Source organism: Elioraea tepida (assembly GCF_019203965.1).
Classification (GTDB): domain Bacteria; phylum Pseudomonadota; class Alphaproteobacteria; order Acetobacterales; family Acetobacteraceae; genus Elioraea_A; species Elioraea_A tepida.
The window spans coordinates 2,210,286-2,232,901 of sequence record NZ_CP076448.1 but is presented as its reverse complement, the minus strand read 5'-3'; the positions used below and the strand labels follow the sequence as shown (position 1 = coordinate 2,232,901).

Annotated in this window: 20 protein-coding genes; 9 read left to right on the top strand and 11 right to left on the bottom strand. The window is 71.0% G+C overall.

Annotated elements, in window-relative coordinates; translation table 11 throughout:
• Nucleotides 1-3: 3 nt before the first annotated feature.
• Complete coding sequence (purD, locus tag KO353_RS10610) at nucleotides 4-1,266, top strand: phosphoribosylamine--glycine ligase (RefSeq protein WP_218284662.1); 1,263 nt, start codon at nucleotides 4-6, stop codon at nucleotides 1,264-1,266.
• A gap of 194 nt (nucleotides 1,267-1,460) precedes the next feature.
• On the opposite strand, the gene gyrB is transcribed toward purD, so the two are convergent.
• The 8 genes from gyrB to mutM form a co-directional block, all read right to left on the bottom strand.
• Entirely contained in the window at nucleotides 1,461-3,917 is a 2,457-nt protein-coding gene (gene gyrB / locus KO353_RS10605; protein ID WP_218284661.1) for a DNA topoisomerase (ATP-hydrolyzing) subunit B, read from the bottom strand.
• Between the two features lie 46 nt (nucleotides 3,918-3,963).
• A complete protein-coding gene (gene recF / locus KO353_RS10600; protein WP_218284659.1) occupies nucleotides 3,964-5,166 on the bottom strand; it encodes a DNA replication/repair protein RecF in 1,203 nt (400 codons plus the stop codon).
• A gap of 139 nt (nucleotides 5,167-5,305) precedes the next feature.
• Complete coding sequence (gene dnaN / locus KO353_RS10595) at nucleotides 5,306-6,442, bottom strand: DNA polymerase III subunit beta (protein ID WP_218284658.1); 1,137 nt, start codon at nucleotides 6,440-6,442, stop codon at nucleotides 5,306-5,308.
• Between the two features lie 157 nt (nucleotides 6,443-6,599).
• Nucleotides 6,600-7,766 (bottom strand): trans-sulfuration enzyme family protein, encoded by a 1,167-nt coding sequence (locus KO353_RS10590; RefSeq protein WP_218284656.1) that lies wholly within the window; start codon nucleotides 7,764-7,766, stop codon nucleotides 6,600-6,602.
• Between the two features lie 203 nt (nucleotides 7,767-7,969).
• The gene (gene dnaA, locus KO353_RS10585) at nucleotides 7,970-9,457 is read right to left on the bottom strand and encodes a chromosomal replication initiator protein DnaA (protein WP_218284655.1); all 1,488 of its coding nucleotides are present in this window, start codon (nucleotides 9,455-9,457) and stop codon (nucleotides 7,970-7,972) included.
• 200 nt (nucleotides 9,458-9,657) lie between these two features.
• Entirely contained in the window at nucleotides 9,658-9,927 is a 270-nt protein-coding gene (gene rpsT / locus KO353_RS10580) for a 30S ribosomal protein S20 (RefSeq protein WP_218284653.1), read from the bottom strand.
• A 127-nt stretch (nucleotides 9,928-10,054) separates the two neighbouring features.
• Nucleotides 10,055-10,828, bottom strand: a complete 774-nt coding sequence (locus KO353_RS10575; RefSeq protein WP_235691802.1) for an enoyl-CoA hydratase — start codon at nucleotides 10,826-10,828, stop codon at nucleotides 10,055-10,057.
• A gap of 66 nt (nucleotides 10,829-10,894) precedes the next feature.
• Nucleotides 10,895-11,731, bottom strand: coding sequence for a bifunctional DNA-formamidopyrimidine glycosylase/DNA-(apurinic or apyrimidinic site) lyase (mutM, locus tag KO353_RS10570; protein WP_218284651.1), 837 nt, complete (start codon nucleotides 11,729-11,731; stop codon nucleotides 10,895-10,897).
• Nucleotides 11,732-11,778: 47 nt separating this feature from the next.
• On the opposite strand from mutM, the gene KO353_RS10565 reads away from it, so the two are divergent.
• From KO353_RS10565 to KO353_RS10535, 7 genes are all read left to right on the top strand, one after another.
• Nucleotides 11,779-12,537 carry a class I SAM-dependent methyltransferase gene (locus tag KO353_RS10565; protein WP_218284650.1) on the top strand — a complete coding sequence of 253 codons (759 nt, stop codon included), beginning with the start codon at nucleotides 11,779-11,781 and terminating at the stop codon, nucleotides 12,535-12,537.
• Between the two features lie 16 nt (nucleotides 12,538-12,553).
• Nucleotides 12,554-13,747 (top strand): bifunctional phosphopantothenoylcysteine decarboxylase/phosphopantothenate--cysteine ligase CoaBC, encoded by a 1,194-nt coding sequence (gene coaBC, locus KO353_RS10560; protein WP_218284649.1) that lies wholly within the window; start codon nucleotides 12,554-12,556, stop codon nucleotides 13,745-13,747.
• Nucleotides 13,744-14,205, top strand: coding sequence for a dUTP diphosphatase (dut, locus tag KO353_RS10555; protein WP_218284648.1), 462 nt, complete (start codon nucleotides 13,744-13,746; stop codon nucleotides 14,203-14,205). The genes coaBC and dut overlap by 4 nt, the downstream gene beginning before the upstream one ends.
• Nucleotides 14,206-14,233: 28 nt before the next feature.
• Complete coding sequence (locus tag KO353_RS10550; protein ID WP_218284647.1) at nucleotides 14,234-15,055, top strand: HesA/MoeB/ThiF family protein; 822 nt, start codon at nucleotides 14,234-14,236, stop codon at nucleotides 15,053-15,055.
• Nucleotides 15,052-15,516, top strand: coding sequence for a DsrE family protein (locus KO353_RS10545; protein ID WP_218284645.1), 465 nt, complete (start codon nucleotides 15,052-15,054; stop codon nucleotides 15,514-15,516). The genes KO353_RS10550 and KO353_RS10545 overlap by 4 nt, the downstream gene beginning before the upstream one ends.
• Before the next feature lie 70 nt (nucleotides 15,517-15,586).
• Nucleotides 15,587-16,336: an IS5 family transposase gene (locus tag KO353_RS10540; RefSeq protein ID WP_235691801.1), complete on the top strand. Its 750-nt coding sequence runs from the start codon at nucleotides 15,587-15,589 to the stop codon at nucleotides 16,334-16,336.
• Between the two features lie 85 nt (nucleotides 16,337-16,421).
• Nucleotides 16,422-17,051, top strand: a complete 630-nt coding sequence (locus tag KO353_RS10535) for an SH3 domain-containing protein (protein WP_218284644.1) — start codon at nucleotides 16,422-16,424, stop codon at nucleotides 17,049-17,051.
• A gap of 62 nt (nucleotides 17,052-17,113) precedes the next feature.
• Here the strand turns inward: KO353_RS10535 and KO353_RS10530 are convergent, their stop codons facing one another.
• A complete protein-coding gene (locus KO353_RS10530) occupies nucleotides 17,114-17,695 on the bottom strand; it encodes a hypothetical protein (protein WP_218284643.1) in 582 nt (193 codons plus the stop codon).
• A gap of 195 nt (nucleotides 17,696-17,890) precedes the next feature.
• On the opposite strand from KO353_RS10530, the gene KO353_RS10525 reads away from it, so the two are divergent.
• Nucleotides 17,891-18,691, top strand: coding sequence for a DUF2272 domain-containing protein (locus KO353_RS10525; protein ID WP_218284642.1), 801 nt, complete (start codon nucleotides 17,891-17,893; stop codon nucleotides 18,689-18,691).
• Nucleotides 18,692-18,709: 18 nt separating this feature from the next.
• On the opposite strand, the gene KO353_RS10520 is transcribed toward KO353_RS10525, so the two are convergent.
• Together KO353_RS10520 and pnp are read right to left on the bottom strand one after the other, a co-directional pair.
• On the bottom strand, nucleotides 18,710-20,110 hold the full coding sequence (locus tag KO353_RS10520) for an NAD(P)H-dependent flavin oxidoreductase (RefSeq protein ID WP_218284640.1): 1,401 nt from the start codon (nucleotides 20,108-20,110) through the stop codon (nucleotides 18,710-18,712).
• A gap of 117 nt (nucleotides 20,111-20,227) precedes the next feature.
• Complete coding sequence (gene pnp, locus KO353_RS10515) at nucleotides 20,228-22,438, bottom strand: polyribonucleotide nucleotidyltransferase (protein WP_218284639.1); 2,211 nt, start codon at nucleotides 22,436-22,438, stop codon at nucleotides 20,228-20,230.
• Nucleotides 22,439-22,616 lie beyond the last annotated feature (178 nt).

Below are 22,616 nucleotides of genomic sequence, written 5' to 3'. Positions count from 1 at the left end.
CCGATGCGCGTCCTTCTGGTCGGCGGAGGCGGGCGGGAGCATGCGCTTGCCGCCGCGATCGCCGCCTCGCCGAAACTGAGCCAGCTCTGGTGCGCTCCGGGCAATGCCGGGATCGCCGAGATCGCCACCTGCGTGCCGATCGGGGCCGGCGACGTCGCGCGCCTCGTCGCCTTTGCGCGGGACCATGCGGTCGATCTCGTGGTCGCGGGCCCTGAGGCGCCGCTCGTGGCGGGGCTTGCCGATGCCTGCGCGGCAGAAGGGATCGCCTGTTTCGGCCCCACCGCCGCCGCCGCCCGGCTCGAGGGCAGCAAGGCCTTCGCCAAGGAGCTCTGCTCGGAAGCCCAGGTGCCGACGGCCGCCGCGGCGACCTTCGATGACGTCGAGGCCGCACTTGCGCATGTGCGCGCGCACGGCGCGCCCCTCGTCGTCAAGGCCGATGGCCTCGCCGCTGGCAAGGGCGTCGTCGTCGCCGAAACGATCACAGAGGCCGAGCAGGCGATCGTCGCGATGATGCGCGATCGCGCCTTCGGGCCGGCCGGGGAGCGCGTCGTGATCGAGGAGCGCCTCGAGGGGCGGGAGATCAGTTTCTTCGCCCTGTGCGACGGGGAGAACGCCGTTCCTTTCGGCGTCGCCGCCGACCACAAGCGCGTGGGCGACGGCGACCGAGGCCCGAACACCGGCGGCATGGGCGCCTATTCGCCGCCCGCGGGCTTCACGCCGGCGCTCGAGGCGGAGGTGATGGCGCGGATCGTGCAGCCCACACTCGCGGCGATGGCGCGGCGCGGCACGCCGTTCCGCGGCGTCCTCTTCTGCGGGCTGATGCTCACGGCGGCTGGCCCGAAGCTGATCGAGTTCAACGTCCGCTTCGGCGACCCGGAATGCCAGGCACTCATGCTCAGGGCGGAGGGGGACGTGCTTGCGGCGCTTGCGGCCTGCGCGCGCGGGCGGCTCGGCGACGTCACGGTCCGGATGCGCGACGAGGCCTCCGTGGTGGTGGTGCTGGCGTCGCGCGGCTATCCGGGCGCCTACGCGACGGGAAGCGTGATCGAGGGGCTCGAGCAAGCGGCGGCGATGCCGAAGGTGCGCCTGTTCCACGCCGGCACGCGCTTGGCAGCCGGGCGCGTGCTCGCCGATGGCGGCCGCGTGCTCGGCATCGGTGCGACCGGGGCGACGGTGGCCGAAGCGCGGGCGCGGGCCTACGCGGCGGTGGACGTGATCCGCTGGCCGGACGGATTCTGCCGCCGCGACATCGCCGCGGGCGTGTAAGCCTCAGCGGCGCCAGCGGGCCGGCCCGCTCGCGATGACGGGCCGCGCCCTAGCGCGCCCCGATGCTTTGCAGCGGCCGTCCCGAACCGTCGCCGCACATCGTCGTCGTGCGGCCCGATCGCTCCCGCCCCGAGCTTCGGCGCCCTGTTGCCCCCATCCGGCCGCCGCGCGCAGCCAGCGAGCGCGCTGACCGCTCACACGTCGAGATTCGCCACCTTGAGCGCGTTCTCGACGATGAACTCCCGCCGCGGCTCGACCACATCGCCCATCAAGGTGGCGAAGATCTCGGCCGCCTCCTCGGCCGCGCCGATTCGAACCTGCAACAGGGAGCGGTTCGCCGGGTCGAGCGTCGTCGCCCAGAGCTGCTCCGGGTTCATCTCGCCGAGCCCCTTGAAGCGCTGGATCGTCAGCCCCTTGCGGCCCTGCTCCATCACCGCCTCGGTCAGCGAAACGGGGCCGTTCACCATCCGGCTCGTCTCGCCTACGCTCCATACCGCTGGCCCCGCCCAGGTGGCCGCGAGCTCGGCCGACTGCTCGTCGAGCCGCCGCGCCTCCGTCGAGTTGAGGAGCGCCTCGTCGAGAACGTAACGCTCCGTTACCCCGCGCAGCGTGCGCGCGAAGATCACCCTCCCGCCTTCGGCCATGCCGGTCCAGCCGCGATCGGCGGGGCGGGACTCGGCGTCGAGCCTGCGGGCGACGAGGCTTGCGAGCTCTCCCGCCCGGGCCGTGTCGGCAAGCAGGTCGCGCGAGAGCGCGCCTGCGATCGCGGCCTGCTCGAGGACGAAGACGGGGGCTGCTGCCGTCATGCGCTGCAGGAGAGCGCGCTGGCTCCGCGCGCGCTCGACCGCGATTCGCAACGCCTCCCCCGTCAGCTTCGCACCGCCCTGGGGCGTGAGCGAGGCGTTCTCGAGCGCACGCTCGAGGAGGAAGAGCTCGAGCGCGCGCTCGTCCTTGAGATAGCGCTCCTCGGCGCCGCGCTTGGCGCGGAACAGCGGCGGCTGGGCGATGTAGAGATGGCCGCGTTCGACGAGCTCCGGCATCTGGCGGAAGAAGAAGGTGAGAAGCAGCGTGCGGATGTGCGAGCCGTCCACGTCGGCGTCGGTCATGATGATGACGCGGTGGTAGCGGAGCTTCGAGATGTCGAACCCGCCCTCGGACGGATCGCCGCGGCCGATGCCGGTGCCGAGTGCGGTGACGAGCGTGCCGATCTCGGCCGAGCTCAGCATCTTGTCGAAGCGCGCCCGCTCGACGTTCAGGATCTTGCCGCGCAAGGGCAGGATCGCCTGGAAGGCGCGGTTCCGCCCCTGCTTCGCCGAGCCGCCGGCGCTGTCTCCCTCGACGATGAAGAGCTCCGCCTTCGCCGGGTCACGCTCCTGGCAGTCGGCGAGCTTGCCGGGAAGCGAGGAGACGTCGAGCACGCCCTTGCGCCGGGTGAGCTCGCGCGCGCGTCGTGCCGCCTCGCGCGCGGCGGCCGCCTCCGCCATCTTGCCGAGGATGCGCCGCGTCTCGTTCGGGTGCGTCTCAAACCAGTGCGACAGCGCCTCCGAAACGAGCGCCTGGACGACCGGCTGCACCTCGGAGGAGACGAGCTTGTCCTTGGTCTGGGACGAGAATTTCGGGTCGGGAACCTTCACCGAGAGCACCGCCGTCATCCCCTCGCGCATGTCCTCGGCGGTGATCTCGACCTTGTCCTTCTTCGGCAGTACCTCCGTGGCCACGCGGTTGACGGTGCGCGTGAGCGCCGCGCGGAACCCGGCGAGATGCGTCCCGCCGTCACGCTGGGGGATGTTGTTCGTGAAGCAGAGCATCGTCTCGTGGTAGCTGTCGTTCCACGAGAGTGCGAGCTCGACCGTGATCCCGTCCCGCTCGGCCCGCATCGAGATCGGTGGGTCGAAGAGCGGCGTCTTGCCCCGGTCGAGCCAACGCTGGAACGCGACGAGCCCGCCTTCGTAGTGGAGCTCGTGCGTCACCGGCGGAACGTGCCGCGCATCCGTCAGCACGATCGTGATGCCGGAGTTGAGGAAGGCGAGCTCCCGCAGGCGGCGCTCGAGCAGCGCCGCGTCGAACTCGGTACGGGTGAACACGGACGGGCTCGGCAGGAACGTCACCTGCGTGCCGGTGCGCCCCGGCGGAACGGCCGGGCCGACGATCGCAAGCGGCGCCTCCGGAACGCCGCCGTTTCGGAAGCGCATCGCATGCTCGTAGCCGCCGCGCCAGACGCGAACCTCGAGCCAGTCGGAAAGCGCGTTGACGACCGAGACGCCGACGCCGTGCAGCCCGCCCGACACCTTGTAGCTGTTCTGGTCGAACTTGCCCCCCGCGTGCAGCTTGGTCATCACCACCTCGACCGCGCTCACCCCCTCCTCCGGGTGGATGTCGGTCGGGATGCCGCGCCCGTCATCCGTGACGGTGACGGAACCGTCCCCATTGAGCGTGACCGTGATCCGCTTCGCATGTCCGGCGAGCGCCTCGTCCACGGCATTGTCCACCACCTCGAACACCATATGGTGCAGGCCGGAGCCGTCATCGGTGTCGCCGATATACATGCCGGGGCGCTTGCGCACCGCATCGAGTCCGCGGAGGACGCCGATCGACGCGGCGTCGTAGCTGTCCGCGGAAGCGGCAGGATGCGCCCGTGCGGGATCGGTCATCGGCCTTGCAATCCCTGGTTTTCCGGAAGGTCGGAGGAAGCCTGGATCATACACCCCGAAGGCCGTCTTGGGCAGCCGCAAACCCTGGCCAGCCCGCCTCTGGGCGCACCTCTCCGGGCCGTACCCGGAGCAGACGCGCCTCGGTTCCGAGCGGGGCGAACACCCCTGCGTCCGTGCCGGTCAGGAACACCTGGGCGCCAAGCCGCGGCAGGACGTCGAACAGCGCCTCGCGCCGCGGCCTGTCGAGATGTGCGGCCACCTCGTCGAGCAGGAGGATCGGGGCTGCCCCGCGCTGGGCGCCGATCAGGGCGGCGTGCGCGAGCACGAGGCCCACGAGCAGAGCCTTCTGCTCGCCGGTAGAGCAGAGCGGGGCGGGAAGCCGCTTGGCCACGTGGGTAAGAACGAGGTCCGCGCGATGCGGGCCCTGCCGCGCGCCGCCCGAGGCCGCATCACCCGCCCTGCCTTCGGCGAGGGCGGCGCGGAACCGCTCCTCGGCATCGAGAGCGGGTCCTTCCGCGAGCGCAGAATCGAGCGTGCAGGCGATGCTCGCTTCCGCGGCGGGAAACGCGCCGGCGACGCCGCCTGCGACCGCCGCGTTGAGACGCGCGACCAGAACGCGACGCGCCGCCGCGACCGCAACACCATGCCGCGCCATCGCGTCCTCGAGAGACGCAAGCCAGAGGGGGTCGATACGACCTCCATCGCGCGCCTCCGCGAGCAGGCGGTTTCGCTCGGCCATCGCCGTGTCATAGGCGGCGACCTCGCGGGCGTGGCCCGGCTCGAGGGCCCAGACGAGCCGGTCGAGGAAGCGTCGCCGGGCCGAGGCGCCGTCCAGGAACAGCCGGTCCATCTGCGGCGTGAGCCAGACGGCCGCGACCCGTGACGCGATCTCGGCCTGGGAGCGCGGGGCGGCACCGTCGAGGCGGAAACTCCGACGCGTGGCAGAGGGGTCCTCCACACCGGTGCCGAGGGAGAGCGGCCCGAGCGGTGTCGCGAACCGGCCGGCGACCGCCCAAGGCCCGCCGGCGGCATCGCCGGAGCCGCGATGGCCGAGCTCGGCCATCCGCGCGCCGCGCAAGCCCCGGCCGGGAACGAGCAGGCTGATCGCCTCGAGAAGATTGGTCTTGCCCGCGCCGTTCTCGCCGGCAAGCACGAGGATGGGTGCGGCGGTGTCGAGGTCGAGCGCGGGGTAGGAGCGGAAGCGCGTCAGCGTCAGCCGCGTGAGCGAAAGCGGCGGGAGAGAGGTCATGCCGTCATGGCGCCCCAAGGCGCCGAGGCGTGGCGTGGCGGAGGCGCTAGAGCAGATCGCATACGGCTGGAAACAGCCGTATGCGTGAAAATGCTCGCAAGACAAGGCCAGAGCGGTTTCCACTCATCTGGAAACCGCTCTAGACGCGCATCGGCATCAGCACATAGACCGCGCGCGGGTCGCCTTCGGCACGGATCAGCGTCGGCGCCGCGCCGTCGTGGAACTTGAACTCCACGCGCGTGCCGTCCGCCATCTGGTCGGTGATGTCGCGCAGATAGCGCGCCTGGAAGCCGATCTCGATCGGTGGCGCGTCGTACTCCACGCGGTCGGCGTCGATCTCCTCGCTCGCCGTGCCCTGTTCCGGGCTCGCCGCCGAGAGGGTCAGCCCTTGCTTCGCGATCGCGAGCTTCACCGGCCGCGACCGTTCGGAGCTGATCGCGGCCACGCGGTCGACGGCTTCGGCGAAATCGCGCTTCGGGATGCGCAGGAGCTTGTCGTTGTCGCGCGGAATCACCCGCTCGTAGTCGGGGAAGGTGCCGTCGATCAGCTTCGAGGTGAGCGTCACCGGCCCGAAGGCGAACCGGATCTTGGTGTCAGAGAGGGCGATCTCGACGAGGTCCTGCCCTGGCACGTCGTCGAGCAGCTTGCGCAGCTCGAGCACCGCCTTGCGCGGCACGATCACGCCCGGCATGCCGGCCGCTCCCTCGGGCAGGTCCTCCTCGACGCGGGCGAGGCGGTGGCCGTCGGTCGCGACCGCGCGCAGAACCGGCACGCCGTCGCTCTCGGTCACATGAAGATAGATGCCGTTGAGGTAGTAGCGCGTCTCCTCCGTCGAGATCGCAAACCGCGTGCGGTCGATCAGCTCGCGCAGCGTGCCCGCCTTGAGGCCGAACCGGTGCGGCAGGACGCCGTCCTGCAGGGCCGGGAAGTCCTCCACCGGCAGGCAGACGAGCGAGGTCGCGAACCGGCCGGAGCGGAGCGCAAGCTGCGCGTCGCCGCCCGGATGGTCGAGTTCGATCGTCGCGCCTTCGGGCAGTTTGCGCACGATCTCGTAGAGGGTCGCGGCCGGGGCGGTGGTCGCGCCCTGCTTCAGGATGTCGGCCGGAACCTGCTCGACGGCGGCGATCTCCATGTCGGTCGCGGCGAGCGTCAGAACCCCGTCCTTGGCGCGCAGGAGCACGTTGGCGAGGATCGGGATGGTGTTGCGACGCTCCACCACGTTCTGGACGTGCGACAGCGCCTTCATCAGGGCGGAGCGTTCGACCTTGATCTTCATGGATGACCCCGAAGCCTCGTTCACCTCGCGTCAGGCGGTGCGGACCGCGCGCCCCGAGGCGGCAGGACTCCGCTGATCGCCCGACGTGGGGGCGCGGACTATAGCAACCGCTCCCGCAAGGGTTAAGCGAGCGCCCGAGCGGGACGTTCCGCGCGGTTCAGGCGTGCGCCGCCCTGAGCGCCCGATCGAGATCGGCGAAGAGGTCCTCGGGGTCCTCGATCCCGGTCGAGAGCCTGATGAGGTCGGGCGGGCAGGGAGTTCCTTCGCCCTCGATCGAGGCCCGGTGCTCGATCAGGCTCTCCACCCCGCCGAGCGAGGTCGCCCGCTTCCAGAGCTCGACCCGCGCCGCAGTGCCGATCGCGGCGCGTTCGCCGCCGCGCACCCTGAGGCTCAGCATGCCGCCGAACCCGCCCGACATCTGCCGCCGCGCCACCGCGTGGCCGGGGTGCGCGGGAAGGCCCGGGTAGAGAACCTCGGCCACGGCCGGATGCGCGGCGAGACGCTCGGCGAGCGCGAGCGCCGAGGCCGAGGCGGCAGCCACCCGAAGCGCGAGGGTGCGTATGCCTCGAATCAGGAGGAAGGCCTCGAACGGCCCGAGGATCTGCCCGAGCGTGGAGCGGTTCCTCTTCACGCGCTCCCACAAGGGTCCCGCCGAGCGTGTCGCGAGCGCGCCCGCCACGACGTCGGAGTGTCCGGCGAGATATTTGGTCGCGGCGTGCATCACGATGTCGGCGCCGTGTTCGAGCGGGCGGGTGAGAAGCGGGGTCGCGGCGGTGCTGTCCACCGCGACGGCGGCGCCGGCGGCGTGCGCGAGCTCTGCCACCGCTGCGATGTCCGTCACCGACCAGAGCGGGTTCGCCGGCGTCTCGATCCAGACGAGCTTTGTCCGTCCCGGCAGGAGCGCGGCGCGCACGGCATCGAGATCGGCCATGTCAACGAGATCGACGGCGAGCCCCCAGCGTGTCGCCTCCGTCCGCAGCCAGTTGCGTAGCGACCAGTACATCACCGCAGGCGCGATCACATGGTCGCCAGGTGCGAGGGCAAGAAAGAGAGCGGTCGCCGCCGACATGCCCGAGCCGAGCACGAGCGCCTCGTCGGCCCCCTCGAGTGCGGCGATCAGCGCTTCCGCCTCGCGCACCGTCGGGTTGTCGGGCCGGCCATAGGCGTAGCCCGAGCGGTACTGGTTGTCCGGGTCGCGCAGGAAGGTGGTGGAGAGGTGGATCGGCGGCACGACCGCACGTGTCTGTTCGTCGATCCGCCCGAGCGCCTGAGCGGCGAGGGTGCGGGGCGACCAGCGGCTCGCTGTCGCGGTGTCGTCGGTCATGGGCTGTGTTCCTCGCGTTGCGTCGCCACTCCGTCGGCGGGACGATCCAGGGGGGGGCGTCGCAGAGTCAGGCTGCGTGCGCAGGGGCGTGCGACACGCCCACCGGCCGCGCCAGGGGCCGGCCGAGCCTCGGGCGGCGTTGCCGCGGAGGCGGCTCGCGATCGGGCAGGACGATACGTCCGCTCCGGTGGTGCGCGGCAGTGTCAGCTCTCGAGCATGCGCCGCAGGAGCTCGACATCCTCGGCGAAGGCGGCGTCGCGCTGCATCAGCTCGGCGACGCGGGCGCAGGCGTGCATCACCGTCGTGTGGTCGCGGTTGCCGAACTTGCGGCCGATCTCGGGAAGCGAGCGCGAGGTGAGCTGCTTGGCGAGATACATCGCCACCTGGCGCGGCCGCGCCACCGCGCGTGCGCGGCGGGCCGAGGACATGTCTGTCAGCCGGATGTTGTAGTGCTCGGCGACACGCTTCTGGATCTCCTCGATCGTGACGCGCCGGTCCTGCGCGCGCAGAACGTCGTGCAGCACCTCCTGCGTGCTCTCGAGCGTGATCGGCCGGCCGACGAGCTGGGCATGCGCGACGACGCGGTTCAGAGCGCCCTCGAGCTCGCGTACGTTCGTCGTGATCTTGTGGGCGAGGAACTCCATCACCTTCTGCGGCACGATCATGCCGGCGAGTGCGGCCTTGGCCTGCAGGATGCCGATCCTGAGCTCGTAGGTGGTGGCGTGGATGTCGGCCACCATGCCGCAGCCGAGCCGCGTGCGCAGCCGCGCATCGAGCTCGGAGAGGTCGGAGGGAGACTTGTCGGCCGAGACCACGATCTGCTTGCCGGCATCGACGAGAGCGTTGAAGGTGTGGAAGAATTCTTCTTGGGTGTTCTCCTTGCCGATCAGGAACTGCAGGTCGTCGACCATCAGCACGTCGACCGACCGGAGCTGCTCCTTGAACTCGACGGTGTTCTGGGAGCGGATCGCCGCGATGAACCGGTACATGAACTTCTCGGCCGACATGTAGGCGACGACCCGGCCCGGAGCGCGCTCGCGGATCGACCAGGCGATCGCGTGCATCAGATGGGTCTTGCCGAGGCCCACGCCGCCGTAGAGGAACAGAGGATTGAAGCCAGGCTGCGGCCGGTCGCTGTCGGCGACACGCCGGGCGCAGGCATAGGCGAACTCGTTCGGCTTGCCGACCACGAAGGTCGCGAAAGTGAAACGCGGGTCGAGCTGGCCCGCGAGCTCCGCGCGCGCGCCATCACCCCGCTGCGCGTCCTCGCGCAGCGTCACCCGCTCGCCGTTGAGGGCGGCGGTGTCAGCCTCGGCAGCCGTCGTCCCGCCGGGGCTCACCTCTCCCGCCAGCCCCGCGCTCGCGCCTGCGGCGATCCGCAGCGCGACGCGGCGTATCTCCGGGTTCTCGGCGCACCAGAGGCTGCGAAGACGGTCGCCATAGTGGCTTCGCACCCAGTCGCGCAGGAACCGCGTGGGCAGGGCAATGACCACCTCGTCCTGATCGACGTCAGCGAGCGTCATCTGCTTAAGCCACGTGCGGTACTCGACCTCGCCGACCTCCTCGCGGAGACGGCCGCGCACGCGCGCCCATTGGGCAGCAAGCTCTCCGTCCAATCGGCGCACCAGCCTCAGCCCCGCCTCTCCCGAGCGCCCCCGATCGGCTTGAGCGGAGTGCGATACGGCTGTCATGAGCCGCCCCTCTCGCTCGCCTAACCATTTCTACGAGGGAGGGCGGGGGGAATGCAAATGATTATTTGCGATCATGTTACGGATCAAAGACAAATCCTAAGTAGTTGTTGGCTTATACTTGGCTTTGACTTGCACGGATTTCGCCGGCCTGTGCCGGCCGTGGCACCGCTTGCCTCGGCGCGGCCGCGGGAGCAGCCCGTTCAGCCCGCTTCCGTCGCCCGAACGCGGCGCGAGAGGCGCGATAGCTTGCGCGCCACGAGATTGCGATGGACGAGACCCTTTGACGCCGCGCGCATCAGCTCGGGCTTCAGCGCATTCAGCGCCGCGCGTGCCTCCTCGGTCGCACCCGAACGGATCGCATTCTCGACCTTCTTGACGAAGGTTCGAAGCCGCGACATCGCCGAGCGGTTTCGGGCGGTGCGACGCGCGGTCTGGCGGATGCGCTTCTGCGCCGATGCGGTGTTGGCCATGTCCGGTCACGCCCCACAGCAATGGATCAAAGCGCGAAGAGGTCCTTCGCGGCAAGAGGCGGCTAGGTACACGCCGCCCCCGACCGCGTCAAGCCGCTGCGGCGGCGCCTCGCTGGCGGCCGAACGATCAGCGGTGCACGAACACGGGCTTGCGTTTCTCCGCGAAGGCCGCCATGCCCTCCGCACGGTCGGCGAGTGCGAAACAGGACTGGAACAGGCGGCGCTCGAGCCGCACGCCTTCGGCGAGCGAGCTCTCGAACGCCGCGTTCACCGCCTCCTTCGCCATCGCCACCACGGGGCGGCTGAAGGAGGCGATCCGCTCGCCGAGCTTCACGGCCTCGTCGATCAGCTCGGCGGCGGGCACGACCCGCGCGACGAGGCCGGCACGCTCGGCCTCCGCCGCATCCATCATCCGCCCCGTGAGGATCATCTCCATCGCCTTCGACTTGCCCACCGCGCGCGTGAGCCGCTGCGTTCCGCCCGCGCCGGGAATGACGCCGAGGGTGATCTCCGGCTGGCCGAACTTCGCCGTATCGGCGGCGATGATGAGGTCGCACATCATCGCAAGCTCGCAGCCGCCGCCGAGCGCGAAACCGGCCACCGCCGCGATCACCGGCTTGCGGATCTCGAGCACCGTCTCCCAGCGGTTGCCGATGAAGTCGTCGGCCACGACGTCCGCGAAGCCTCGGTCCTTCATCTCCTTGATGTCGGCTCCGGCGGCGAAGGCCTTCTCGCTGCCAGTGAGCACGATCGCGCCGATCGCCTCGTCGGCGTCGAACGCGCGCAGCGCGGCACCGAGCTCGAGCATGAGCGCGTCGCAGAGAGCGTTCAGCGCCTGCGGGCGATTGAGCCTGACGAGGCCGACAGCGCCGCGTGTCTCGACCAGGATGTGCTCAGGCATCGGCATTCGTCCTTTTCTCGTGGCGGCCCATTCGGGCGCCCTTGTGTTGCATCGCAGGGCGGCGCGTCAACGCTGGGTGAGCGGGCAGGCGAAGGTGCTGCGCCCGCTCTGCCGGTAGGTCGCGATGCCGCCGCAGCCGGGCGGGCCGGGGCAGCGTTCGCACGGCTCTCCCGCTCGGCCATACACCTTCCAGGCATGCTGGAAATAGCCGAGCTCACCGTTCGCCTGGCGCCAGTCGCGCAGCGACGATCCGCCGGCGGCGATCGCGTCAGCGAGCGTCTCCCTGATCGCCTGGACGAGGCGCCGTGCCCGCGCGCCGGCGACCGTGTGCGCCGACCGCCGCGGCGAGAGGCCTGCGCGGAAGAGAGCCTCGCAGACATAGATGTTGCCGAGCCCGGCGACGGTGCCCTGGTCGAGAAGTGCGGCCTTGATCGTCGTCCGGCGCCCCGCGAGAGCGGCGGAGAGCGCCTCGGGCGTGAACCCGTCCTCGAGCGGCTCCGGCCCGAGCCTGGCAAGCCGCGGGTGCGTCGCCTCCGCCTCGGTTCGGATCAGATCGAGGCTGCCGAAGCGTCGCGGGTCGACGAACCCCGCTCGCCACCCCTCGTCGGTCTCGAACACCACATGTTCGTGCGCGGGTGGCGTGGCGTTCGCCCCCGGCGGCGCGAGAACGATGCGCCCGCTCATCCCGAGATGAATCAGAAGGGTCAGCCCGCCCTCGAGGCGAACGAGGATGTACTTGGCCCGCCGCGCGAGGCCGACGACGCGGCGTCCCTCGGCGGGGGAGAGATCGGGCAGCGGCCAGCGGAGATCAGGACGCGAGGCAGCGAGGCGGACGAGCACGCGCCCCTCGAGCCGGACCGCGAGGCCGCGCAGCACCGTCTCGACCTCAGGCAGCTCCGGCATCGCCTCCCTCTCGCGCACTTGCGGCGGCAAGGCTAGTCTCGCGTCGCATGACCGACAACGCCGCCCCAGGCGAAGAGACGACGCATTTCGGCTTCCGCACCGTGCCGCGCGAGGCGAAGAAGGCACTCGTCCGCGGCGTGTTCGACGGTGTGGCCCGGCGCTACGACCTGATGAACGACCTCATGAGCCTGGGCGTGCACCGCCTCTGGAAGCGCGCCTTCCTGGCCCAGCTCGCGCCGCGCCCGTCGATGCGTCTGCTCGACCTTGCCGGCGGCACCGGCGACATCGCCTTCGGCGCGCTCGAGCGCGGGGCGGGCTTCGTCGTTCTCTCCGACATCAACGCCGCCATGCTCGCGGTGGCGCAGGACCGGGCGATGGAGCGCGGGCTTGCGGGGCGGATCGCCCTCCTCTGCGCCGATGCCGAACAGTTGCCCATCCCCGACCGCGCCGTCACCGCCGTCACCATCGCCTTTGGGCTCAGGAACTGCACCGACATCGCCGCCGTGCTCGCCGAGGCGCGCCGCGTGCTCGAACCGGGCGGTCGCTTCCTCTGCCTCGAGTTCAGCCGTGTGACGGTCGCGCCGCTCGCGCCGCTCTACGACGCCTATTCGTTCCGTGTGCTGCCCGCTCTCGGGCGTCTGGTTGCGCGCGACGAGGAGGCCTATCGCTACCTCGCCGAGAGCATCCGGAGGTTCCCGCCACAGGAGGAGCTTGCAGCGCTCATGCGCCGGGCGGGCTTCGCCCGCGTCGCCTGGCGCGACCTCTCGGGCGGGATCGCGGCGATCCACTCCGGCTGGCGCCTCTGAGCGTGCGGGTCGCGCCATGAGGCTCGCGGGACGACGCCTGCTCCTGATCGTTTCGGGCTCGGTCGCCGCCTACAAGGCGCTCGAGCTCGCGCGTCTTGTGCGCAAGGAGGGTGCGGCGGTGACGGGCCTGCTCACGGCGGCGGGGTCGCGTTTCGTCACGCCGCACGCCATGGCCGCGATCACCGGCAGCCGCGTCCATGGCGACCTCTGGTCGCTCGAGGAGGAGACGCATGCGGGGCACATCCGGCTTGCGCGCGACCATGACGCGATCGTCGTCGCGCCCGCCTCGGCCGACCTGATCGCGAAGATGGCGCTCGGGCTCGCCGACGACCTCGCCACCACCGTCCTGCTTGCGACCACGCGGCCGGTCCTCGTTGCGCCGGCGATGAACCCGACGATGTGGGCGCATCCGGCCACACAGGGCCATGTCGCCACTCTTGCCGCGCGCGGCGTGCGCTTCGCGGGGCCCGAGAGCGGCGCGATGGCGGAAGAAGAGACGGGTCCGGGGCGGCTCGCCGAGCCGGCGGCGATCCTCGAGGCCATCCGCTCGCTTCTCGCGGGAGGCCCTCTTTCCGGGCGGCACGCGCTCGTCACCTCGGGGCCAACCTGGGAGCCGATCGACCCGGTGCGCTTCCTCGCCAACCGCTCCTCCGGCCGGCAGGGCCACGCGATCGCCGCAGCCCTTGCCGATCGTGGCGCGCGCGTCACCCTCGTCTCCGGCCCCGTCAGCGTTCCCCCTCCGTCCGGCGTGACGGTGACGCGGGTGGAGACGGCGCGGGAGATGCTCGCCGCCTGCACGGCGGCGCTGCCTGCCGACATCGCCATCTGCGCCGCTGCGGTGGCGGACTGGCGCCCGGCCGAGACCGCCACCCTTAAACTGAAGAAAGGCGCCGGCACTCCGCCGCCCGCGCTCGCGCTCGCGGAGAACCCCGACATCCTCGCCACCCTCTCGGCTCCGGGGCCGCTCAGGCCTGCGCTCGTGGTCGGTTTCGCCGCCGAGACGAACGACGTGGTCGCGCACGGAGAGGCGAAGCGGCGCAGCAAGGGCTGCGACTGGATCGTCGCCAACGACGTGTCGGGAGACGTGATGGGCGGGGCGGAGAACGAGGTGCATCTGATCACCGAAGAGGGCGTTGAGCACTGGCCGAGGCTGCCGAAGGAGGCGGTCGCCGCGCGCCTTGCCGACCGGATCGCCGCCGTCTTCGCATGATCAAGGTCCCTGTCCTTCGCCTGCCCCATGGTGCCGATCTGCCGCTTCCGGCCTACGCCTCCGAGCATGCCGCCGGAATGGACCTGCTTGCCGCCGTGGCCGAGCCGGTGACGATCGCACCGGGTGCGCGCGCGCTGATCCCCACCGGGATCGCGATCGCCCTCCCGCCAGGGTTCGAGGCGCAGGTGCGGGCGCGCTCAGGGCTTGCGCTTCGCCACGGGATCGGCGTTCTCAACGCCCCCGGAACGATCGATTCGGACTATCGCGGCGAGATTGGGGTGATCCTCGTCAACCACGGCGAGGCGCCGTTCACGGTCGAGCGCGGCTCGAGGATCGCCCAGCTCGTGATCGCCCGGCACGAGACGGCCGCGTGGGAGGAGGTCGAGCGCCTGCCCGCGAGCGCGCGCGGGGAGGGCGGCTTCGGCTCGACCGGCACGCTGCCCTCCCGTGGTTGGTGACGCCGCGGGCACGTGCCATATCTCCGCCGTGGACTTCACCGAGGACCAGATCCGGCGCTACGCGCGCCACATCCTCCTGCCCGAGGTCGGGGCGTCGGGCCAGGCGCGGCTGGCGGCGGCGCGCGTGCTCATCATCGGCGCGGGCGGGCTCGGCTCGCCTGTGGCGCTCTATCTCGCCGCGGCCGGCGTGGGCACGATCGGGCTCGTCGATGACGACATGGTCGATCTCTCCAACCTGCAGCGGCAGATCGCCCACACGACCGCGCGCCTCGGGAGCCCCAAGGTCGCCTCCGCCGCGGAGGCGATCCGCTCCCTGAACCCCGACGTGCGGGTCGAGCAGCATGCCGCGCGACTTACGGCTGCGAACGCGCTCGACTTAATCGGGCGCTATGATCTCGTCTGCGACGGCTCGGACAACTTCGCCACCCGTTTCCTCGTCGCTGACGCCTGCCATCTCGCGCGCCGAACGCTCATCTCCGCCGCGGTGCTTCGCTTCGAGGGCCAGCTCTCGACCTTCCGAAGCCATCGCCCAGGCGAGCCCTGCTATCGCTGCCTCCATCCCGCTCCGCCGCCCGAGGGCCTCGTTCCGACCTGCGCCGAGGCAGGTGTGTTCGGTGCCGTCACCGGCGTGCTCGGCACGCTCCAGGCGACGGAGGCTTTGAAGGAGATCCTCGCGATCGGCGAGAGCATGAGCGGGCGGCTTTTGCTGTGGGACGCGCTCGCCGCGCAGTTCCGCACCGTTCGGCTCCGCCCCGACCCGGCCTGCCCCCTCTGCGGCCCCTCCGCGACCATCCGCGACCTCTCCGCGCACGAGGCGAGCACCTCCCCGGCCTGCAGGGTTCCCGCATGAGCCTGTTCGACCCGCTTCCCCTGCCGCCCGAGCTCGCCGGACGCGAGCCAACGCCGCTCGGCGTTCTCCTGATCAGCGGCACGTACGAGCGCGCGCACTACGCGCTCATGCTCGCCACCGCCGCCGCCGCGACAGCGCGGCCCGTGGTCCTGTTCGCGACCAACGCCGGCGTGCGCGCCTTTCTCGCGGCGAGGCCCGACGGCGCCCCGGGCTGGACCACGCTCGCCCACTATGGCGGGGCGTCGAAACGCGACGAGGAGCTTCGCAGCCGCGGTGTTGCCGGCTTCGCCGAGCTTCTCGCCTCCGCCAAGGAGCTCGGCGTGCGCCTGATCGTCTGCGAAACAGGCCTGAAGTCAGAAGGGCTCACACCCGCCATGCTCGACGACACGCTTGAAGGCGAGGTCGCGGGGATCGTCACTTTCCTCACCGAGACAGAGGGCGGGCAGATCGTCACGCTCTAGGCTCAGGACCCATTCATCTGCTTGTGGCGACGCGGGCGGGCGTGATTCTGAACGGGGCGGAGGTGCCCTGATGTCCGTCCCGTTCCTGCTCACCCCGGCGCAGATGCGGCGCATCCGGCCGCACGTCCCGCTCTCGCACGGCATCCCGCGCGTGGACGACCGGCGCGTCCTCAGCGGCATCATCTTCGTCATCCGGGGCGGCCTGCGCTGGCGCGACGCCCCGCCGGGCTACGGCCCGCACAAGACCCTCTACAACCGCTTCGTCCGCTGGAGTGTTCAGCCGCATCTTCGCCGCCCTCGCCGGCGAGGCCGGCGAGCCCGACCGGCTAATCATCGACAGCACGCACCTGAAGGCCCACCGCACCGCGGCCAGCCTCCTCAAAACGGGGCGCCTGATCGGTGCATCGGCCGCACCAAGGGCGGGCTGAACGCCAAGCTCCACGCCGTCTGCGACGGTCAGGGGCGCCCCGTGGTCCTGCTGCTCACCGAGGGCCAGGCGAGTGACCACCGCGGCGCTGCGCTGATGCTCCCGAGGCTCCCGCCCGCGCGCGAGCTGATCGCAGACCGGGGGTACGACAGCGCCCGCTTCAGGGCCGAACGCGCAGCGCGTGGCATCGCCGCCTGCATCCCCTCGACGCGCTCGCGCAAGCAGCCCATCCCGCACGACCCAACGCTCTACCGACAACGCCACCGCATCGAGAACATGTTCGGCCGCCTCAAGGACTGGCGGCGCATCCCCATGCGCTACGACCGATGCGCTCACACCTTCCTCGCAGCCATCACCCTCGCCGCAACCGTCACCTTCTGGCTCAATCCATGAGACCGGAGCCTAGCGGCGCGTGCCGGCCTCGCCCGTGGCCGCCCCCCTGTTGACCCGGCGCGGCGCCGCTTGGCAGAGGCGTGGCATGCTGCGACTCGCCCTTCTCTGCCTCGCCGCCTTCGCAAGCCTTCCGGCGGCCGGGCAGAGGCCGCTGCCGGTGCCGCCGCCCTGGCCCGAGGTGGTGCCGCAGCCGCGCGGACGCGAGGCGGCCCCAGCGGTGCCCACGCCGCCTCCTCCGCCGCCACCCGAGCCGCCCGTGCCGGTTCGGCCTGCGGACGCGCCGAGGGGGCCCGTCACTGGCCTGCCGCTGCCGCGCTTCGCTTCGCTCGGCTCGAACCGGATCAACCTCCGCCGCGGGCCGGGAACGCAGTTCCCGATCGACTGGACCTACCAGCGCGCCGGCTGGCCGGTGGAGATCGTGCGCGAGTTCGACATCTGGCGCCAGGTGCGTGACCATGACGGCGCCCAAGGCTGGGTGCAGCAGAGCTTCCTCACTGGCCGGCGCCACTTCGTCGTTCGCGGAGAGACACGCCCCCTCCTGCGCCGGCCGGAGGAGCGCGCTCCGGTGGTCGCCCGTCTCGCTCCGGGCGTGCTCGGGCGTATCCGCCGCTGCGAGGCAGGCTCCGCCTGGTGCGAGGTCGAGGTCCGAGGCAACCGGGGCTATCTGAAGCGCGCCTGGTTCTGGGGCACCTATCAGGGCGAGGAGGTGCGGTAGCGGCGCGGCGTCGCGCGCCCTGCGGCGCAGGGCCGAGGCTCCCTGTCCCCCTTCCGGAGGCCTCAGAGCGACCGCACGAACCTGTCGCGCGGCCGGTTCAGCTCATGCAGCGCAAATGCGCTCGCCCAGTTCGCCTCCCGAACATAGGGCAGGCGCCGAAGCACCGACAGCGTCTCGGCCGGGCTCGCCGCAAGCGGCAGGCGCGCGAGCGCCGCCTCCGCCGCTGCCGTGTCGCCGCGGTCGAGCGCGGCGGCGGCCTCGGTCAGGGCCTGGATGACGAGCCCGGGCGGGGCATCGTCGCGTATGCCGATCGTCCGCCGCAGAGCAGAGCGCCCGTTCGCCATCTGAATCTGCGTCAACGGGTTGAGGCCGACGAAACGCGGGCCCTGGAGCGCGACGGCGGCGTACTCGAACTGCGCCAGCGTCTGCGCCGCGAGCGCCGGGCGGTCGGCGAGGCGATGCGGCGGATCGGCGAGGTAGTAGGCGGAGACCTGGACGGAGGTCAGGACCGGGTCAGACCCGATCGGCACCGAGAAGGGCGCGAGGGTCGAGAGCGGGATTCCGGCCTCGGGCGGGGTTCCGGGCGTCTGCGTGCAGCCAGCGAGGGCTGCGAGACCGACAGCGAGGAGGATGCGGCGGTGCATGAGTGTCTCTCCCTCTCAAACACTACCATGCCACGTGGGACAGGGCATGCCCGGCAAGGGCCGACGCCGACGCGATCGCGCGAGATTGTGCGATTCAGGCGGACCTGTTGTCACCGCTCGCACCCCGCCGTTGCGCACGCCGAAGCAGCTCCCCCGCGACCGTGACGGAGAAAGCTGCGCTAGAGTATGGCCCGCATGGCCCGACCCCGCCCCGTTTTCCGACCGCTTGCGCGCGTCGCGCTCGCGGTGCTCTGCGCCGGCTGCGTCGCCGCACCGCCGCCGGAGCCGCCGATCGCCTATCCTGCAAGCGCGCGCGACAGGCTGGTTCGGATCGCGCTCGCCGAGTGGGAGGACTGGGGCAGGCCCTTCATCGACCACACCGGCCCTGCGGCGGCCGCGCCGCGCGAGGAGCGGCAGGAGCAGGACTGGGAGGCCTTCCCCGCCCTGGTCGCCTACTGGAGCGCCGTGCCGGGGCGGGAGGAGACGATCACGGCCAATCTCGCCCGCGTCCGCTCGGCCGAGCCGGCCTGGACCGACGTCCCCTGGAGCGCCGCCTTCCTCAGTTTCGTGCTGCGCACGGCGGGCTACAGCCGCGAGGACGTGCCGTCGTCGGACGCGCACTGGCGGATCGTCGATGCGCTGATCGCGCGTGAGGCGGCCTGGCCCGGCCGTGCGGCCTTCGGCGTCGCGGGTCCGTTCGAGCGCGCGCCGCTTCCGGGCGACCTCCTCTGCGCGACGCGCGGCGAGGCGCGCGGCCGCTATGCCCTCCCCGAGCACCGGGCGGCCGAGACGGGCACGCCGGTGCCGATGCACTGCGACGTGGTGGTGGGCATCCGTCCCGGCGTGGTCGAGGTAGTGGGCGGGAATGTGGGGGATGCAGTGCGCATGGCTCTGTTGCCCGCTCTGCCGGACGGGCGGCTTGCCGACCGGCCGGTCGAGGGAGCGCCCCCGCCGCCCGCCTGGTTCGCCCTGTTCGTCAACCGCGCGGGGCGGTGAGCACGAGCCCCTTCCCCGTCAGCGGCCGGTGAGGATCCGCTCGACGAGCTGTTTCACCGTCGGTATGAAGCCGTTCGAGTAGAACGGGTCGGTCGCGAAACGGTACGCGTTGTGGCCGGCGAACATCAGGTTGCGGTCGACGTCCTCGCCGTGGGCAATGTCCTGCAGGGTCTTCTGGATGCAGAAGCTGCGCGGATCGGCCTTCTTGCCGGTGCTGTAGTCGGGCCCATGCTGCGACCAGTTCGAGAAGCGGCAGGCGGAGAGGCAGCCCATGCACTCGATCTGGTCGCGCCTGATCTCGGCCGCCTTCTCGGGCGTGACGAAGATCAGCGTGCTGTCGGGGGTGCGCATCGCCTCCGAGAAGCCCTGCGCCACCCAGGCCCGGGCGGAGGCCGCGTCGGCCGGCGTGAGATAGACGACGCGACCGCGCGGTCCGGTGGCGAAGGCCTCCGTGTGTTCGCCCATCGCCTCCGTCGTGAAGGCTACCTGGCGCTCGTTCCGCTCCCTGAGCTCTTGGATGAAGCCGTTGTTGACGGCCGAGGAGTAGAAGCCGGTCGGCGAGAAGCGGTTGAGGAACACGTCGCCTTTCTTCAGCGTCAGCAGGCGCTGCTTCCAGGCGTCCGAGATCGGGCTCTCCTTGGTCAGCAGCGGGCGCGTGCCGAACTGGAAGGCGATGGGGCCGAGCTCGGGGTTGTCGATCCAGTCCTCCCACTCCGAGAGCCACCACACGCCGCCCGCCATGATCACCGGCACGTCGTCGAGCCCGAACTCCTTCATCGTGCGGCGAAGTGCGACGACGCGCGGATAGGGCGGCTCGGGCTTCTCGGGGTGCTCGCTGTTGGAGAGGCCGTTGTGCCCGCCGGCGAGCCACGGGTCCTCGTAGACCACGCCGCCGAGCCACTCGCGCGTCTTCGAATAGGCGCGCTTCCAGAGCGCGTTGAAGGCCCGCGCGGAGGAGACGATCGGGTAGTAGTAGACCGAGAAACGTGCCGCGATCTCGGACAGGCGGTAGGGCATGCCCGCGCCGCAGGTGATGCCGTTGATCAGCCCCTTCGCGCCCTCGAGCACGCCGGTGATCACCCGCTCCGCACCCCCCATCTCCCAGAGGATGTTGGCGTGGATCCGCCCCTTGCCGCCCGACATTTCGTAGGCCGTCCGCGCCTGCTGGATCCCGCCCTGGATGCCGAAGGCGATCAGCTCCTCGTGCCGCTCGCGCCGCGTCTTGCCCTCGTAGATCTGGCGCACGAGGCGCCCGTCCGGCGTGTAGCTGTCAGCGTTCACCGCCGAGAAGGTGCCGACCCCTCCCGTTGCGGCCCAGGCGCCAGAGGAGACGCCGTTGGAGACAGACACACCCTTGCCGCCCTCAACGAGCGGCAGGACCTCGACGCCCCCCATGCGGATGGCATTCAGCGGCTTCACGACATCCTCCCGCGCCCCGGCCGGTCAGACCCGGAGCCCAAGCAGCAGAGTGACATACAGGAGACACCGGGTCATGCACAGGGCGGGGCCCGCGCTCCCGCTCGGGCGCCTCTCTGGCTACTGGGCCGCCTCGGGCTGGCCGCCCTGGCCGGCCAGCTGCGCCTCACGCTCACCGCGCTCGCGCCCGCCGTCGCGACGGCCCCCTCCCGCCTTGGGGCCGACCTTGTCAGTGATGTCCTCGCCGGTGACCTGATCGACCACGCGCATCGAGAGCTTCACCTTGCCGCGCTCGTCGAAGCCGATCACCTTCACCTTCACGCTGTCGCCGACATTGACCACGTCCGTCGTCTTGCCGACGCGGCCTTGGGCGAGCTCGGAGATATGCACGAGCCCGTCGCGCGAGCCGAGGAAGTTCACGAACGCCCCGAACTCCGCCGTCTTGACCACCTTGCCGTCGTAGATCACGCCGAGCTCGGGTTCGGCGACGATGCCGCGGATCCAGCTGATCGCGGCCTGCGCCGCCTTGTCGTCGGTCGCCGCCACCCTGACCGTGCCGTCATCCTCGATGTCGATCTTGGTGCCCGTCACCTCGGTGATCTCGCGGATCACCTTGCCGCCGGAGCCGATCACGTCGCGGATCTTGTCGCGCGGGATGTGGATCACGGTGATCCGCGGGGCGTGGGCGGAGACGCTGTCGCGCGGCCGGCTCATCGCCTTCGCCATCTCGCCGAGGATGTGCAGCCGCCCCTCCTTCGCCTGGTCGAGAGCGATGCGCATGATCTCGGGCGTGATCGAGGTGATCTTGATGTCCATCTGCAACGAGGTGATGCCGCGCTCTGTGCCGGCCACCTTGAAGTCCATGTCGCCGAGATGGTCCTCGTCGCCGAGGATGTCGGAGAGAACGGCGAAGCCCCGCTCCTCCTTGATCAGGCCCATCGCGATCCCGGCCACCGGCCGCGGCAGCGGCACGCCCGCGTCCATCAAGGCGAGCGAGGAGCCGCAGACGGTCGCCATCGAAGAGGAGCCGTTGCTCTCGGTGATCTCGGAGACGACGCGGATCGTGTAGGGGAATTGCTCCTTCGAGGGCAGGAGCGGGTGGATCGCCCGCCAGGCGAGCTTGCCGTGGCCGATCTCGCGCCGGCCAGGGCTGCCCAGCCGCCCGGCCTCGCCGACCGAGAAGGGCGGGAAGTTATAGTGCAGCAGGAAGCGCTCGCGGTACTCGCCCTCGAGCGCATCGATGATCTGCTCGTCATCGCCGGTGCCGAGGGTGGCGACGCACAGCGCCTGGGTCTCGCCGCGGGTGAACAGGGCCGAGCCATGAGTGCGCGGCAGGGTGCCGACCTCGACATAGATCGGGCGCACCGTCTTGGTATCGCGCCCGTCGATCCTGAGCCCCGTGTCGAGGATCGCGTTTCGGACGATGTCGGCCTCGAGCTCCTTGAGCAGGCCCTTGGCCTTCTCCGCATCGAGCCCTTCGGCGGCGATCGCCGCGAGCGCGGCCTGCTTCGCCGCCGCGACCTTCTCGACCCGCGCCTGCTTCGCCTTCTCGGCATAGGCCTCGGTGAGCGGCCCGCGTGCCACCGCCTCGAGCTGTGACTTGAGAAGGGCGAGCGCCGGGTCCTCCTCCGGCAGCGGCCAGGGCTCCTTCGCCGCGAGCTCGGCGAGCTGGATGATCGCCTCGATCACCGGCTGGAACGCGGCGTGGCCGAACGTCACGGCGCCGAGCATCACCTCCTCGGAGAGCTCATGCGCCTCGCTCTCGACCATCAGAACGCCCTCGGTCGTGCCGGCGACGACGAGGTCGAGCGCGCTCTCCCTCATCTGCTCGGCGGTGGGGTTCAGAACATACTCCCCGCCGATATAGCCGATCCGCGCACCGCCGATCGGCCCGAGAAACGGGATCCCCGAAAGCGTCAGCGCGGCGGAGCAGCCGATCATCGCCACAATGTCGGGGTCGTTCACGAGATCATGCGACAGAACGGTCGCGATCACCTGCACCTCGTTGCGGAACCCGTCGGGGAAGAGCGGGCGGATCGGCCGGTCGATCAGGCGCGAAGTCAGAACCTCCTTCTCGGTCGGCCGCCCCTCGCGCTTGAAGAACCCCCCCGGGATCTTGCCCGCGGCGAAGGTCTTCTCCTGGTAGTGAACCGAGAGCGGGAAGAAGTCCTGCCCTGGTTTCGGCGACTTCGCGCCGACGACGGTGCAGAGCACCACCGTCTCGCCATAGCGGGCGAGCACCGCCCCGTCCGCCTGCCGGGCCATCTTACCCGTCTCGAGCGAGAGCGTCCGCCCGCCCCAGGAGAGCTCCTTGCGGAAGACATTGAACATCACCGGTCATCCTTTCGTCTGGATGCCGAAGCGGATGGCGGGGCTGGTCCGCACGCCTGCGCCGTTCGGGAGCGGGCGGCGCTTCGGGCGGCATGGCAGGGCGGCGCGAAAAGGCCCGCGCCAGCCATCCATGTGGCCGGAAACGCCGTCATGCAGGCCCCGACGGGCGGAGCGCGGC